General features: G+C 69.2%; 13 protein-coding genes. 6 read left to right on the top strand and 7 right to left on the bottom strand.

Features of this window, described 5'->3' with window-relative positions:
- The first annotated feature begins 459 nt into the window (after window positions 1-459).
- From metE to ACT86A_RS02455, 3 genes are all read left to right on the top strand, one after another.
- Entirely contained in the window at window positions 460-2,727 is a 2,268-nt protein-coding gene (gene metE / locus ACT86A_RS02465) for a 5-methyltetrahydropteroyltriglutamate--homocysteine S-methyltransferase (protein WP_445090296.1), read from the top strand.
- Window positions 2,728-3,327: 600 nt separating this feature from the next.
- The gene (locus ACT86A_RS02460; RefSeq protein WP_445090295.1) at window positions 3,328-3,462 is read left to right on the top strand and encodes a hypothetical protein; all 135 of its coding nucleotides are present in this window, start codon (window positions 3,328-3,330) and stop codon (window positions 3,460-3,462) included.
- Between the two features lie 260 nt (window positions 3,463-3,722).
- Window positions 3,723-5,144 (top strand): short-chain fatty acyl-CoA regulator family protein, encoded by a 1,422-nt coding sequence (locus tag ACT86A_RS02455; RefSeq protein WP_445090294.1) that lies wholly within the window; start codon window positions 3,723-3,725, stop codon window positions 5,142-5,144.
- Window positions 5,145-5,215: 71 nt separating this feature from the next.
- Here ACT86A_RS02455 and recG read toward each other — a convergent pair whose 3' ends face one another.
- Entirely contained in the window at window positions 5,216-7,495 is a 2,280-nt protein-coding gene (gene recG, locus ACT86A_RS02450; RefSeq protein WP_445090293.1) for an ATP-dependent DNA helicase RecG, read from the bottom strand.
- A gap of 3 nt (window positions 7,496-7,498) precedes the next feature.
- A complete protein-coding gene (locus ACT86A_RS02445) occupies window positions 7,499-9,358 on the bottom strand; it encodes a DAK2 domain-containing protein (protein WP_445090327.1) in 1,860 nt (619 codons plus the stop codon).
- Between the two features lie 333 nt (window positions 9,359-9,691).
- On the opposite strand from ACT86A_RS02445, the gene rpmB reads away from it, so the two are divergent.
- Both rpmB and ACT86A_RS02435 read left to right on the top strand, forming a co-directional pair.
- Window positions 9,692-9,883, top strand: coding sequence for a 50S ribosomal protein L28 (rpmB, locus tag ACT86A_RS02440; protein WP_011210730.1), 192 nt, complete (start codon window positions 9,692-9,694; stop codon window positions 9,881-9,883).
- Between the two features lie 93 nt (window positions 9,884-9,976).
- The gene (locus ACT86A_RS02435) at window positions 9,977-10,495 is read left to right on the top strand and encodes a GNAT family N-acetyltransferase (protein WP_445090292.1); all 519 of its coding nucleotides are present in this window, start codon (window positions 9,977-9,979) and stop codon (window positions 10,493-10,495) included.
- A 7-nt stretch (window positions 10,496-10,502) separates the two neighbouring features.
- Here the strand turns inward: ACT86A_RS02435 and ACT86A_RS02430 are convergent, their stop codons facing one another.
- Genes ACT86A_RS02430 through thiL form a run of 4 tightly spaced genes read right to left on the bottom strand, consistent with a single transcriptional unit; the run spans window position 10,503 to window position 13,476 of the window.
- Window positions 10,503-11,366, bottom strand: a complete 864-nt coding sequence (locus ACT86A_RS02430) for an alpha/beta fold hydrolase (RefSeq protein WP_445090291.1) — start codon at window positions 11,364-11,366, stop codon at window positions 10,503-10,505.
- A 60-nt stretch (window positions 11,367-11,426) separates the two neighbouring features.
- Window positions 11,427-11,666, bottom strand: coding sequence for a hypothetical protein (locus tag ACT86A_RS02425; RefSeq protein WP_445090290.1), 240 nt, complete (start codon window positions 11,664-11,666; stop codon window positions 11,427-11,429).
- Between the two features lie 53 nt (window positions 11,667-11,719).
- On the bottom strand, window positions 11,720-12,403 hold the full coding sequence (locus ACT86A_RS02420; protein WP_445090289.1) for a uracil-DNA glycosylase: 684 nt from the start codon (window positions 12,401-12,403) through the stop codon (window positions 11,720-11,722).
- Window positions 12,404-12,414: 11 nt separating this feature from the next.
- The gene (gene thiL / locus ACT86A_RS02415; RefSeq protein ID WP_445090288.1) at window positions 12,415-13,476 is read right to left on the bottom strand and encodes a thiamine-phosphate kinase; all 1,062 of its coding nucleotides are present in this window, start codon (window positions 13,474-13,476) and stop codon (window positions 12,415-12,417) included.
- A 180-nt stretch (window positions 13,477-13,656) separates the two neighbouring features.
- On the opposite strand from thiL, the gene ACT86A_RS02410 reads away from it, so the two are divergent.
- Window positions 13,657-14,406: a DUF3515 domain-containing protein gene (locus tag ACT86A_RS02410; RefSeq protein WP_445090287.1), complete on the top strand. Its 750-nt coding sequence runs from the start codon at window positions 13,657-13,659 to the stop codon at window positions 14,404-14,406.
- A 333-nt stretch (window positions 14,407-14,739) separates the two neighbouring features.
- Here the strand turns inward: ACT86A_RS02410 and ACT86A_RS02405 are convergent, their stop codons facing one another.
- Window positions 14,740-15,858 (bottom strand): D-alanine--D-alanine ligase family protein, encoded by a 1,119-nt coding sequence (locus ACT86A_RS02405; RefSeq protein ID WP_445090286.1) that lies wholly within the window; start codon window positions 15,856-15,858, stop codon window positions 14,740-14,742.
- Window positions 15,859-15,912 lie beyond the last annotated feature (54 nt).

The following is a 15,912-nucleotide window of genomic DNA, read 5'->3' as shown; positions in this document are numbered from 1 at the left end:
TTGCCCTAAGGTACCCGGCTATGCGAACCGCGCAGGCAGGGAAGCCCCCTTCACAGGCCGCTTCGCACCGGGGACCAGCACGCTACGAGGGTTCGTTCACAACGACGAGGCTCGCGTCCGGGTTGGCCCGGCCATCCCGGCGCGCCGGGATGGCCGGGCTGGTTGCTCGCGCTCGCGGCGGCACGGTCCTATGCTGAGTGGGCAGCTGGTTGGGCAGCTACGGCCGGTGGTGATACCCGGCGCACGCCGGAGCCTCCCCCGAACCGGTGTTCATGAGTCCGAAGACCTGCCAGCCGTGCCGGACACGCCGTATCCGGTAGCCACCGGATAGCGGACTGGACGTGCTGATCGCCACGTGACGCCTCGGGCTACTTCGCTCGAGTACGGCACCGCCAAGTCATCAGGGTCCTCGCACGTCCGGATTGCTATGGTCTTCCTCCTCGGCAAGGGAGAAACATCATGACTTCTGCACCGCAAAAGCCGTTCACCGCAACGGTCCTCGGGCTACCTCGAGTGGGGCCACGGCGCGAACTCAAGCGGGCAACCGAAGCTTACTGGGCCGGCGCTATCGACGCCGCGAGGTTACACGCCGTGGCACGCGAACTCCGGCGCGACCAGCTCACCGGCTTACATGCCGCGGGCCTGGACTCGATTCCAATCGGTACGTTTTCCTACTACGACCAGATGCTCGACACGGCCGTTTTGCTCGGCGCGCTGCCGCCTCGGGTCGCCGGAATCGCCGATCCACTGGATCGGTACTTCGTCGCCGCCCGCGGCACCGACACGGTCGAACCGCTGGAGCTCACGAAGTGGTTCGACACCAACTACCACTACCTGATTCCGGAAATAGGGCCGGACACCGCGTTCGCGCTGCACCCGGAGAAACTACTGGCGGAATTGCGGGAAGCGCTCGAGCTGGGGCTGCCGGCCCGCCCAGTGGTGATCGGACCGATCACCTTCCTGAAGCTGGCGAAAGGGACCAGCGGCTCGCCGCTGGCGCGGCTGGCGGAGGTGCTTCCGCTCTACCGGGAGCTGCTGCGCCAGCTGGCCCACGCGGGGGCGCAGTGGGTGCAGATCGATGAGCCGGTGCTGGTCACCGACCTCTCCGCGGAGGAGATCGACCTGGTACGGGTCACCTACGGCGAACTGTCCGGCGCGACCGATCGTCCCGCGATCCTGCTCGCGACCTACTTCGGGCATCCGGGTGCCGCGCTGGCCGCGCTGGCGAGCACCGCGATCGAGGGCGTCGCCCTCGACTTCACCTCCGGCACCGACGTTTCCGCGGTGACAGCGACGCCCGGGCTCGCGAGCAAGCTGGTCGTCGCGGGAATCGTGGACGGACGCAATGTGTGGCGCACTGATCTCGACCGCGCGCTGGCCACCTTGACTGCCCTTCCGGGTTCCGCCGCGCACGTGGCCGTTTCGAGCTCCTGTTCCTTACTGCACGTGCCGTACACGCTGACCGCTGAAACCCGGTTGGACGAGCGGCTGCGATCGTGGCTCGCTTTCGGCACGGAGAAGGTCACCGAGGTGCGCCTGCTCGCGACCGGGCTGCGCGAGGGTCCGCAAGCGATCCACGCCGAGCTGACCACAGCGCGCGCGGCACTGGCGTCGCGGCGGTCGGATCCGCGGCTGAACAACCCGCGGGTGCGCGCCAGGTTGGCCGAGCTCGGGCCGGACGCCGCCCGCCGCGCACCCGCCGAACAACGCCGGGAGTTGCAACGCGCTCGCTTACGCCTGCCCGTGCTACCGACCACGACGATAGGTTCCTACCCACAGACCTCCGCGATCCGGCTGGCGCGGGCCGCGCTGCGCACGGGCAAGATCGATCAGGCGGAGTACGTGCGCCGGATGCGCGCCGAGATCGCCGACGTCGTCGCACTCCAAGAAGACTTGGGGCTGGACGTGCTGGTGCACGGCGAGCCGGAGCGCAACGACATGGTGCAGTACTTCGCCGAACAACTCGACGGTTTCGCGACGACCGAACACGGGTGGGTGCAGTCCTACGCGACCCTGTGCGTGCGTCCGCCGATCCTGTTCGCAGACGTGGCGCGAAGGGGGCCGATGACCGTCGAGTGGATCGGCTACGCACAGTCGCTCACCGACAAGCCGGTCAAGGGCATCCTCACCGGCCCGGTGACCATTCTCGCGTGGTCGTTCGTGCGCGACGATCAGCCGCTGGGCGATTCCGCGCGGCAGGTGGCGCTGGCGATCCGGGAAGAGACGGTGGATCTGCAATCGGCGGGTATCCGGATCATCCAGGTCGACGAGCCTGCTCTGCGCGAATTGCTTCCGCTGCGCACCGTCGATCAGCCCGCCTACTTGGAGTGGTCGGTGGCGGCGTTCCGGCTCGCGACCTCGGGCGTGTCCGATGCGACGCAGATCCATACCCATATGTGCTATTCGGAATTCGGCAAGGTGATCGGCGCGATCGCCGGGCTGGACGCCGACGTCACGTCCATCGTCGCCGCGCGCTCGCATATGGAGGTGCTCGACGACCTCAACGCCGCCGGCTTCGACCGCGGCATCGGCCCGGGCGTGTACGCAGTCCACTCGCCGCGGGTGCCCAGCGTGGACGAGATCATCACATCGCTGCGGGCGGCACTGAAAGCTGTTCCCGCCGAACGCCTCTGGGTCAATCCGGACTGCGGCTTGAAGGCCAGGGGACGCACCGAGGTGGAAGCCTCATTGCGCAATATGGTCGCCGCGGCGGCGGCAATGCGGTGAACCGGGCTACCTGATCAGTGCTCGGCGTCCCCTTCGCGTGTCGAAGGGGACGCCGAATCCGCCACGGATTCACTCGGTTTCCGGCTCCGGCCGCGGACGCTGCCGCCGACGGGAGGTATACCGCTCGCACAGATCCTCTTGCCGCGTCACCGGCAGCACCCGTGCCCGCGACCGCATCCCACGCCGCCACGCTGTATGACACCCGGAACAACGCTCCATCGGCTACCCCTCCTCGCATGTCGTCAATCGATTCAGACTTTCCCCTTTTGCCTACTTCGACGCGCGGACCGTCGATTCGGTTCCCCTTATCCGTCGAATTTTCTGTTTATATGAAAGTCAGTGGTGCCGTGTAGTTTCCGTCACCATGCCGACCGGATGTCGTGCCCACGGTGACCGATCCCGACGAAGCTCGAACGCTTCCCGAACGCGCCGCCCTCTCGGCACTCGCGCATGCCGACGGGCCGGACGCCGACCAGGTGTTAGAGGCGTTTCTCGCCGGATTGCGGAGCACCGACGACGAACGCGCGAAAAATGTACTAGGACCTTGCGCAGGGCCGTGACGAAGGGCGGGCCGAGGAAGCTACGCGAACCCTGCTCCCGGTGCTCGAAACACGCGGAATCATCGTGCGGGAGCGGCCCCGGACCGAGATCCTGGGCTGCGCGGACCTCGACCGACTCGAGTCCTTGACCCGTAAAACCGCCACCGCCGAATCCGAGAACGACCTGTTCGACTGACCCGCCTGTGGTCCGAAGGCCCGGTCGATGGCGGCCGTGTCGAAGTGGTCACCCGGGCAGATGATGTGCGTCGGCGCCCGCGAAGAAGCCCACGACCGGGAGTGGGGTCGCCGCGCTCAGGGGGCGCACATCATCGGCGGCGTCTCTTCGCACGCTACGCAGGCCGGACCCATCGCTGAATTCCTCGCAAAAGCATATTTCCGCGAAAATATCCGCTGATGTTGCGATGATTGCGAATAGTCGCCGTTACCATCGTGCGGGTGCGCAAAATGTATGCGGGCGCCCGGCTTCGGCGGCTGCGCGAAGAGCGGAGGTTGACCCAGGCTGCCCTGGCGAAATCGCTGGACCTGTCACCCAGCTACCTCAATCAGCTCGAGCGTGACCAGCGGCCCCTCACCATTCCCGTACTGCTGAAACTCAATTCGATCTTCGACCTCGACGTCCAGTTCTTCGCCACCGATTCGGACGCGCGGCTGGTGTCCGATCTGCACGAAGTGCTGGTGGACGCGGCGGGCGCAGACACCGCGCCGCTGACCGAGCTGGAAGAGCTGGCCACCCGCCAGCCCGAAATCGCCAGGATGGTCGTGGCGATGCACCGCAGGCTACGGACGACCACCGATCAGCTCGACCTGCTCTCGGCGCGCGTCTCCGCGCCGGCGGGCGCGCCCGGGTTGCCGATGCCCTACGAGGACGTGCGCGACTTCTTCTACGACCATCACAACCACATCCCGCAGCTCGACAACGCCGCCGAGCAGCTGTTCGAGAACTCCGGCCTGTCCATCGGCTCGCTCGATCGCCAGCTCGCGCGGATCGCCGAAGAACGCGCCCGAGTCACCGTGCTGGTGCGCGGTGACGGCGCGGACCCGACCATTCCCAAGCGGCAGTACGACTCGGAGAACCGCACATTGACGCTGGCCCGGCGTTTGCGTCCCGGCCAGCGCGCTTTCCAGATCGCGACTACCCTGGCCTTCCTGCTGTACGGCGCCGAACTGGACGCGGTGCTGGCCGAAACCCCGTCGCTCAGCGGCGAATCCCGCACCCTCGCACGGGTCGGGCTGGCCAACTATTTCGCGGGCGCGCTGGTGCTCCCCTACGGTCGATTCCTGCGCTCGGCGGAGGAACTGCACTACGACATCGACCTGCTCAGCTTGCGTTTCGAGGTGGGCTTCGAAACGATCTGCCATCGGCTCAGCACTCTGCAACGGCAGGGACAGCGCGGCGTCCCGTTCTTCTTCGTCCGCACCGACCGCGCGGGCAATATCTCCAAGCGCCAGTCCGCCACCGCCTTCCATTTCTCCCGGGTCGGCGGCAGCTGCCCGCTCTGGGTGGTGCACGAGGCCTTCGCCCATCCCGGCCGCATTCTCACTCAGGTCGCCGAAATGCCGGACGGGCGGCGCTATCTGTGGATCGCGCGCACGGCGGCGATCGCCCCGCACGGGTTCGGCACGGCCGCCAAGAACTTCGCCATCGGCCTCGGCTGCGACATCGAACACGCGCAGCGTCTGGTGTATTCAGCGGGCATGCACCTGGACGATCCGGCCGCCGCGGTGCCGATCGGCGCGGGCTGCAAAGTATGCGAGCGCCCCGGGTGCCCGCAGCGCGCGTTCCCGCACATCGGCAGCCCTCTGGCGATCACCGAGCACACCAGCACGGATCTGCCCTACCCGCGCGTCGGCCGGTGATCGCCAGGAGATCCGTACACGCACCGGCGTGGTAGCCGGCAAACGCCCATTGACGCAGCACGACCTGCGCTTCACGACTTGGCCAGATACTCCAGGCGCTCGGAATCCACGGCGGCGTGCATCATGCTCGCCAGGCCGGGGTGCCCGGCCAGGCCGGGATCGGCTGACACGACGGCGCGGGCGAAGTCCTGGGCGGCGGTGATGACCTCGAGATCGTCCAGCAGCGACAACAGGCGCAGCGAACGGGCGGTACCGGATTGGGCTGCGCCGAGCACGTCGCCCTCGCGGCGGGTGCGCAGATCGAGCACCGCGAGTTCGAAACCGTCGGTGGTGGCGGCCACGGCGTCCAGCCGCGCCATCGCCGACCCGCCCGGCGCGGCGTCGGTGATCAGCAGGCACAGGCCCGGGTGCGCGCCGCGACCGATCCGGCCGCGTAGCTGGTGTAACTGGCTGACGCCGAAACGGTCCGCGTCGACGATCACCATCACTGTCGCGTTCGGCACGTCGACCCCGACTTCGACCACCGTGGTGCACACCAGCACGTCCACCGATCCGTCGTTGAACGCCCGCATCACCTGGTCTTTCTCGTCGGCCGGCAACCTGCCGTGCAGCAAGCCGACGCGAACGCCCGACAGCGGCCCGCCGCGTAGCATCTCGAACACCTCGAGTACCGCCTGCGTGGTCGGGCCGTCCTTGTCGCCGTCGCCGGATTTCGAGCGCCCGTTGCGGGACTTGCCCGGCCCGTCCTCGTCGTCGCCGATGCGCGAGCACACCACGTAGGCCTGGCGGCCCGCGGTGACCTCCTCCACGATCCGCTCCCACGCCCGATCCACCCAGTTCGGATGCTGCCTGCGCGGCACCACTTTGGAGACGATCGGCGAGCGGCCTTTCGGCAGTTCGGTGAGCGTGGAGGTCTCCAGATCGCCGAGAGTAGTCATCGCGATGGTGCGCGGAATCGGCGTGGCGGTCATCACCAGCAGATGGGGGCTCGCTCCCGCTTTCGCCTTGGCGCGCAGGGCATCCCGCTGCTCGACGCCGAAGCGGTGCTGCTCGTCTACCACCACCATGCCGAGATCGAAGAACTCGACATTGTCCTGGATCAGCGCGTGCGTGCCGATCACGATGCCGGCTTCGCCGGTCACCGCCTCCAGCAGCGCGGCCTTCTTCGCGCCGGCCGACATCGACCCGGTCACCAGCACTATCCGGGTCGCGTCTTCGGCCGCGCCGAGCTCGCCCGCGGCGCCGAGCTCCCCGAGCATCTTGCGCAGCGACCGATAGTGTTGCGCGGCAAGCACTTCCGTTGGCGCGAGCAGCGCGCACTGCAACCCGGCGTCGACCACTTGCAGCATGGCGTGCAGAGCGACGATCGTCTTGCCGGAGCCGACCTCACCCTGCAGCAGCCGGTGCATCGGCTGCGCACGGGACAAGTCGGCGGAGATCTCGCCGACCACCCGCTGCTGCCCAGCGGTGAGATCGAACGGCAACTGGCGGTCGAACGCGGCGGCGATGCCGTCGGTGCGGGGCGGGCAGGCCCGGGCGCTGCGGCCGGACACCTCGTGCCGTCGCCCGGCCAACACCAGTTGCAAGGCCAGCGCTTCGTCGAAACGCAGGCGATCCTTGGCCCGATCGATATCGGACTTGTGCTCGGGTAGATGGATCAGCCGCAGCGCGTCGGACAGGTCCAACAGCGCACGCTCGGCGCGCATGTCCTGCGGCAGCGGGTCCTCGATCGGGTCCAGCTGGTCGAGCACCTGGCGCACGCAGGCGAGCACATCCCAGCTCTGCACCTTCGCGGTCGCCGGATAGACCGGGATGAATTCGCGCTCCATGAACGAAGTGTCCACGCCCCCGGCGCCTTTCGCGCTCTCCGCGAGGCCGCGCAGGTCCCCGCCGCCGCGCACCCTGGTCAGCGCACCGACCGAGTCGTCGCCGTCGGCCTCCGGCAGGATCAGGTAGCCGGGGTGGTTGAGATTCCACTGACCGGGCCGCCAGTAGTTCACGGTGCCCGACATCATCGCCCGAAGCCCCTCGCGCACAACGTATTTCACCTTGTCGCCGTGGAAGAACGTGACGTCGACGCCGCGGCCGGAGCCGGTGTCGAGCACCACCTTCAGCAGCGAGCCGCGGCGGTTGCGCATCGGCCGCAGCTCGGCCTTGGTGATCCGTCCGATAACCGTGATATGCGAGCCGTCTTCGGGCGCCTCCTCGGTAAGCGGCTGGCCTTGGGTCGCATAGCGCAGTGGATAGTGCCGTAAGAGGTCCTCGACGGTATGGATGTCGAACGCGTCCGCCAGGGAAGCGGCCGCCTTCGCGCCCAGGATGCGGTCGATCCGATCGCCCAGCGTCGCCATGCCCTATTCCACTCCGATCTGCACCAAATCACCATGCTGCCCACCGGAATACACGATCACCTCGACACCGGGGAAGCCCTGTGCGATATGTGCCGCGAGTTCGGTCCCGAGCTCGTCGGACGCCTGCGCGCCCACCAGCAGGGTGACCAGCTCGCCACCGAAGGCGAGCAGCCGATCGAGCAGTGTCCGTCCCGCGGTGCGCACGTCGCGATCGATCACGACGACGTCGTGGCCGACCAACCCGAGCCCATCGCCCGATTCGCAGGTGCCGACCATGGTGAGTGCGCGCTCGGTGGCGGCGCGCAGCGACCCCCACCGCGTCGTGGCGGCGGCCTCCGACATGGTGAACGCGTCGTCGACGGCGATCCGTCCGCGGTCGTGCACGGCCAGTGCGGCCAGGCCCTGCACCATGGACGCGCTCGGCAGCAGCAGCACGTCACGATGCGCGGCCCGGGCCGCGACGCCGACGGCAACCAGGTCGTGCGCGGGCAGTGCGCCATTGGGCAGCACCAGCACCTCGCGGTGCGGCATCCGCCGGATCGCGGTCAGCAGCATCGTCCCCGTAACCGCCGGGTCGCACTCCAGCACCACCGCGCCCGCGGCTTCGAACAGGTGTGCGGCCCCCTGCCCGGCGACCACGGCCAGAATCCCGCGGTCGGCCGGAGCTCGCGTTTTTCGGGCGCCGCCGAGCGTGCCCGCCGTCTGGGCCGCCGAATCCGACGCGGCATCCAGGACGGTCGGCTGTAAAGGGTGCTCCTCCGTCGCCGCCGCGGTCGATCCCACGGCTGCGGCGCTATCGAATAACGGGGGGTCCACACACGCACGGCCCCTGTCTTCGGCCATAGGGATCTCGCCGGCACTCGCGATTCCACCCGTTGCCGCGCCCTCACCACCGCGGTCGGCATGTAGCGCGACGGCCTCGCCGTCCTCTTCCCACTGATCGTGGTGCGGCCCGATCGCGACGTTCTCGATGCGGATCCGGCTGAGCGTGCCCGCCGCGATCCCCGCCTCCACCGCGGCGCCCGCGTCGGCGCAGTGCACATGGGCCGACCAGGACCGATCGCCGTCCCCCACGACCACAACCGAGTCGCCGAGTTCGGCGAGACGGACGCGCAATGCCGCTACCTTCGCCTCGTCCGCGTCGGCCAGCAGGTACATCACCTCGTACCGCGGCTGCGCGTCGTCGACGGTACGCGATCGCATCGCGGCCACCGCGGCCCGCGGATATTCCGGCCGCGTGGGCGCCTCGCCGCGCGCCACCGAGACCAGACTGTCCAACAGCACGACCAGCCCTCGGGCACCCGCGTCGACGACCCCGGCCGCGCGCAGCACACCGAGCTGAAAAGGTGTCTCACCGAGAGCTTTGGCGGCGCCGTCGGCCGCCGCGAGTGCCACGCCGCCCAGGGTCCGATCCGGGCAGGTCGCGGCGGCTGCGGAGGCGCAGTCCAGGACGGTGAGGATGGTTCCCTCGATCGGCACGCTGAGCGCCGCACGGACCAGCTCCGAAGCCCTGGCCAGCGCGTCACGCAGGCTGCGCGCGGTCAGCGGACCGCCGCGCACCGCCTCGGCGATGCCGCGCAGCACCTGGGACAGAATGATCCCGGAATTGCCGCGCGCGCCGACGGTGGCGCCGTGCGCCATCGCGGCGGCCACAGTGTGGGCCGCGCTTTCGTCGCTGTTTCCCGAGGAGGCCACCACAGCCGCTTCCGCTGCCGCGACCGCGGCACGCATGGTGACCAGGAGGTTGGTTCCGGTGTCGGCATCCGGGACGGGAAAGACATTGAGCGCGTTGATCTCCTCGCGCCGCAGCGCGAGGCCGGTGAGGCAGGCGCGGCCCCAGCACAGCAATGCCGTGGCGTCCATCACATCCCGCGCTCCGGGCACGTCGCCTCTCCCTTCCGCCACCTGCGCACCGCCCCGCCCGTCAGGTTAGCGGGCGGTGCCGACAGGGAACCGGCAACACCGCTCACTACTCTCTGGATGTGCCCCAGCAATCGGTCCGGCACTCGTCTCCGGACGGCCGGGTGGGGGACCGGTTTGGTGGATCGGTGTCTGCCCAGCTACCCTTGCAGGGTTGCCTCGCGCTGCCGTCGTCGGTCCGCGCTGGTCGGTTTCACCGGCAGGGGCCACACTTGACATTGATCGGACCTGCCGTGCAGCGGCGGTCCCCACCATGACATGAAGGAGTTCGCGACTATGGCTGCCGTCTGCGACGTCTGCGCCAAGGGCCCCGGCTTCGGGAAGTCGGTCTCGCACTCGCACCGGCGCACCAACCGTCGCTGGAACCCGAACATCCAGACCGTTCGCGCGCAGGTTGCGCCGGGCAACACCCGCCGCATGAATGTGTGCACCTCCTGCCTGAAGGCGGGCAAGGTCGTCCGCGGCTGATCCAGCCCCCAGTCGGCCGACACGCGCCCCGGCACCCGTCTCGGGTGGTCGGGGCGTAGTCATGCGTGCGGCGGTTCGGCGAGCATGGTCGGTATGACCGAGCGTTCGTGGCACATCCGATCGCTGGCCGCGGAGCACACGCGCAGCCTCGCCGAATGCCACATCGCCTGCTGGCGCGAGGCGTATCGCGACCTGGTTCCCGCGCACGTGCTCGACGCGTTCGACGTCGGGCGCCGGGCCGAGCAGTGGGAACGTGACCGCGTGCGGCATCCCGGCCGCACACATGTCGCGATCGTCGATGACGCGGTGATCGGATTCGCCAGCGCGGGCCCGTCGCGTGACGCGCACGCGGCGGCCCCGTTCGAGCTGCACGCGCTGTATGTCCGCTCCCCCTGGCAGGGCAGCGGCGTCGCCGACGACCTGATCCGCGCCGCTATCGATCCGACGGCCGAGTGCTCACTGTGGGTATTCGAGCAGAACCCGCGCGCACAGGCGTTCTACCGCAGGCACGGATTCGCGCTCGACGGCACCCGCAAGGTCGAATCGTTCTCTTCTGTGATCGAGGTGCGCATGGTTCGCCCACCGAGCGCGGGCGGCGGCCGGCGCGCCTGAGTCCGCCTTATTTCCGGGTCGAGAGCACGAATTTCGCCACCGCGTCGGTGAACGAGTCATTGTCGTCACCGGCCGCGGTGTGCGCGGCACCGCCGATCTCCACGAGCTCGGCGTGCGGCACCAGCCGCTGGAACGCCTCGACTCCCTCCGCGCTCACCACGTCCGAACGCATTCCGCGCACCACGAGCACGGGGATGCGCAGCAGGCGGGCCGCGTCCTCCATCTGCTCGATCATCTCGGACGGGTCCTCGAGCCGGTCGGCCAGCATCTCCGGGTCCCAATGCCAGTACCAGCGGCCGTCGCGCTCGCGCAGGTTGCGCAGCAGACCGTCGGTGTTCTTCGGCCGCGGACGGTGGGGCAGGTACCCGGCGACCGCGTCCGCGGCTTGTTCGATGCTGTCGAAACCGTCTCGATAGTTGCCCATGAAGTCGAGCACCCTCGCGATGCCTTCGGGCTCCGGTCGGGTCACGATGTCGACGAGCACCAGGGCGCTGATCGCCTTCCCGCCTGGCTCCGCGGTGGCGAGCAGTCCGGTGATGCCGCCCATACTGGCACCCACCAGCACCGCGGGCGCACCGAGTTGGTCGAGCACGAGCAGCAGGTCCTGCACCATCGTGTGGCGCCGGTAGTCGCGGTCGGGCGCCCACTGGCTGTCGCCGTGGCCGCGTGCGTCCACGGCGACCACCCGCATCCCCGACGCGCCCAACTGTGCCCCGGTCTGCTTCCACGAGTGACGGTTCTGCCCGCCGCCGTGCAGGAGGACGACCAGCGGGCCGTCGACCGGGCCGAACTGGTCGGCGGCCAGCTCGATTCCGCCCGAACCGCGCAGCAGCAGCCGGGACGGTGCCAGCAGATCGTTCGCATTAGTCACAATCTGTAGGATCGCACAACGCGTTCTCCGCTGGACCGCCCCCCCGGGGGAATCAGTCGCTCAGCAACCCAGATTGCCCACGAAGAACAGGCACGCGATCTTGGCGTTCACCGACGCGGAAAGGGTGGAGGAGCCGCTGGAGGTGTACTCCTCGGCCACCGGAGCCGTGGTGGTCTCCGCGGCGGGCTCGAGCCGCAGCGGCGCCGCACCGGCGATGGCGACGCCGCTGGTGAGCGCGGCGCAGAAAGCAAGGGTCGCGGTGGTGCCACGCAGGGCGCCGCGGATGGTGGTGTTGGGCATGAAAAAGCTCCTCACTGGTTTCTCTCTCGGTCGATCACACACAGACGCCCGATTCAGGGCAGGCGCCAGTCAACCGGTTCGGCACCCAGTTCGTCGAGCAGTTCGTTCACTCGGGAGAACGGGCGGGAACCGAAGAACCCGCGCGACGCGGACAGCGGCGACGGATGCGCGGACTCGATGTAAGGAATCTCGGACTCGATCAGCAGCGGCTTCAACGTGGCCGCGTCCTTACCCCACAGGATCGCCACGAGCGGCTCGTCCCGCGCTACCAGAGCGCGAATGGCCTGGTCGGTGACCGCCTCCCAGCCCTTGCCCCGATGCGAGGCCGGCTTGCCCGGCGACACGGTGAGCACTCGGTTCAGCATCAGCACACCCTGCTCCGACCACGGGCTCAGGTCGCCGCAGGACGGCGTTGGATAGCCGAGATCCTTGCTGTACTCGGCAAAGATGTTGACCAGGCTGCGCGGAATCGGCGAAACATCCGGCGCCACCGAAAAACTCAGGCCCATCGGATGGCCGGGTGTCGGATAGGGATCCTGACCGACGACGAGCACGTGCACCGTGTCGAACGGACGCTGGAAGGCGCGCAGGACGTTCTCACCGGACGGTAGGTAGCCACGGCCCGCCGCGTTCTCGGCACGCAGGAATTCGCCCATGGCGGCGATCCGATCCGCCACCGGCTCGAGCGCCTTCGCCCATCCCGGATCCATGATTTCCGACAGTGGTTTCGTGCCCATGACCGCACAACTTAGCGTGGTCGGTCTCCGGTCGCCGAAGCCGCCCCACGGAACGATTCCCACCCGCCGTCGCCCGCCTGTGGCACACCGTCGACGGTGAGCCCGGCGCCGGTGACAACCCGGCCGATCGCGACCCACCCCGCGGGCAATGGACCGCCCTGCGCCCAGGTACCCGCGAAGGCATGGTCTTCGCCTCCGGTCAGGATCCATTGCGCCGCATCGGCGTCCAGCGCGGCGGCGACGCGTTCCAGCGCTGGATCACGCAACGCCGCCGAACTCAGATCGATCGCGACGCCGGAGGCCGCGGCGATATGTCCCAGGTCCGCGAGCAGCCCGTCGGATATGTCGGTCAGCGCGTGCAGTGTGATGTCCCGCGTTGCCCGGTACCCGGCCTCGGCCGACCCGGTCTGCGCCGAAATGTGGTCAGGCATAGACGAATCCGGCTGCCCGAACGACGTGCGTCGCAGCGCGTCCAACACCGCCGCATACGGCGGCTGCGGAACACGGTGCGCGGCAAGCGCTTCCGCGACATCGGCACCGCTCACACCGGCGGTGAAAGCGTCGAGTCCCGCGGCCGACCAGCCGAGGCGGCCCGCCACCGCCACGATATCGCCGACGCGCGCGCCAGACCGTGTGATCGGCGCGCCGCCGCCAAGGTCACCGAAGGCCGTCACCGAGATGACCAGGTCACGGCTGCGGACCAAGTCGCCCCCCGCGATGGAGGCGCCCGCCCTGGCAGCCTCGGCCCACAGGCCGTCGGCGAGTCCGTCGACTACCTCGAGCGGGGTGTCGGCGGGGCAGCCCAGCGCGACGACGAACGCGGTCGGCGTCGCGCCCATCGCCACCACATCGGCGGCGTTCTGCGCGATCGCCTTGCGGCCGATGTCCTGCGGGCTGGACCAGTCCAGCCGGAAATGCCGGTCCTGCACAAGCATGTCGGTGGTGACCACGAATCGACCGTCCGCGGCGGCGACCAGTGCCGCATCGTCGCCGGGGCCCAGCAGCACGCCCGGCGCCTGCACCCGGCCCGCGTTGATGCGATCGATCAGCGCGAACTCGCCCAGTTCACGCACTGTCTTCGGGCCGGTGCTCGCGCTGATGACAGATCCTCTCCGGCGCGCTGCTTGCTGGAACGAGCCCGACGGTACCCTTTCGCCAGGTACTCGAATACCACCGGGCCGGTCCACGCGGCCGCCGCGCTCCCCGCGGCGCCGACCGGTGCCGACGCGCGCGAACAGGAAGGATCGGTGAGCATGGCGGCGGATTCCTCGAACCGCGACTCGACGGAGCACGAGGACGAACACGCCGAGGACGCGGTGCGGGAAGACCGGTCGGCGGCCGATCTCGGTGCTGCCGAGCTCGAGACCCCGGCGGATTCCACCGACGCCGCCGAGTCAGCGGAATCGGACGGCGACGATGTGGGCTCGTCCGGCGCAGCGAGCGAGTCCGACCGCCCCGCCGCCACACCGGGCCAATACTCCCCCGCCCTCATCGCCACCGCCGTCGCGCTGCCGGTCGTCCTGGTCGTCGCGGTTCTGGTGGCCGCGGTGCTGGCCCGCCGCGCACCCGTCGAGCGGGAACCGCTGGTCCTCGGTCCCGTCGCCGCCCCGGCCGCGGACGGTCCCGCCTGCGCCGCCCTGCTGCCCGCGTTGCCCGCGGACCTGGGTGAGTTCAGCAAATCGACCCTCGTCGAGCCCGCTCCGCCGGCCACCCGCGCCTGGCAGCGCGCGGAAGGCGGCGACCCCATCGTGCTGCGCTGCGGGTTGGACCGTCCGCTGGAATTCAACCGCGCCTCGTCCTTGCAGATCGTGAACGGCGTGCAGTGGTTCGAGGCCAGGGACCAGGCGGCGAAGGCGAGTACCTGGTTCGTCGTCGACCGGGACACCTACATCGCCCTGACGGTTCCCGACGGCTCAGGTCCGACCCCACTGCAAGTGGTCTCCGACACCATCACCGCCACCCTTGCCGCCCAGCCGATCGACCCGGGACCGCTCCCCAACTGACACGGCGCTCCGCAACCGCCGGTGCGTCGTAGGCTCATGGCGCGTACGCCCTCCTGAACTCGGCGACGCCCGGACCGCGTGCCGTCTGACGAGCTCGAACCCGTTCCCGTGACGCTGCCCGGACCGTCGCCGCAGCTGCTCTGCGCATCCTGCGGCGCAGCACCGGTTTCCAGGTGCGCAACTATTGCCCGCATCGGAACTGGTATCCGACCCGTCATCGCCCGCAGGTGATCGGCCCCGTGCGGCAGGCCGGGTGTATCGGCGCAAGCACGTGTGCGAGCAGCGGCGGCCGGGCACGGCCGCGGTCGTGTCGTGGGGCGGCCGACCGCCGCCCTACCGCAGGCCGGTGCCGCGAGCGAGGGCGGTTTCGATGAGTGTCGAGATCAGCATCGCGAAGTCGAGACCGGTGGCCTCCCACATGCGCGGGTACATGGAGATCGCGGTGAAGCCGGGCATGGTGTTGATCTCGTTGATCACCGGTCCCCGCTCGGTGACGAAGAAATCGACCCGCGCCAGACCCTGGCAGTCGAGGGCCTGGAAGGCGCGCACCGCCAGTTCCCTGATCTGGTCGCAGACCTCGTCATCCAGCTTGGCCGGAACATCGAATTCGCAGACGTCGTCGAGATACTTGGTGTCGAAGTCGTAGAACTCGGGTGCCCGCGTCGTTCGGGCCGGGCCGGTGACGCCGGTCTCCGGCATCCGGATCTCCGCGACCACACTCGCCGAGACTCGTCCGTCCGGGAATTCCAGGACACCGCACTCCACTTCGCGCCCGACGATGCCCGCTTCCACAATCACCTTCGGGTCGTGGGCGCGCGCCGCGGCGATCGCCGCGTCCAGTTCGCTCCAGTCGGTCACTTTGGTGATGCCGATCGACGATCCACCGCGCGCGGGTTTGACGAACACCGGAAGTCCCAACCGCTGCCGGTCCTGCTCGTCGACCGTCGCGGTGCCGGGCCGCAGCACCACCTGGGTGCCGACCGGTAGTCCCTCGGCCGCGAGCAGCTTCTTGGTGAACTCCTTGTCCATACCCGCCGCGCTGGCCAGCACCCCCGGCCCCACGTACGGGATTCCGGCGAGCTCCAGCATGCCCTGCAGAGTGCCGTCCTCGCCGAATGGTCCGTGCAAAATCGGGAAGACCACGTCGACGGAGCCCAGCGCGGCGCCCGGGTCGTCGAGGGCGATCAGCGCGCCTGGGCGGCTGGGGTCCACGGCCAGGGTCAGCGCCGTACCGGTGGCGTCCACCGACGGCAGGGCCCGGTCGTGAATGCCGAGCGCGGCCACGTCCGAACCGCCGAGCACCCAACCGCCCGCTGCGGTAATGCCGATGGGCACGATCTCGTACTTCTCCGGATCCAGATTGCGCAGCACGCTGCCCGCCGATACGCAGGAAACGGCATGCTCGTTGCTGCGTCCGCCGAACACCACCGCAACCCTGACCCGGTTCTTCATGCCCCGAACCGTACCCGCTTCGGCCGGCGTCCCCTTCTCGACCGTCCGGCCACG

Source organism: Nocardia glycosmidis (genome assembly GCF_052545115.1).
The sequence above is the reverse complement of the archived record's forward strand: the minus strand, read 5'-3'. Positions and strand labels throughout refer to the sequence as shown.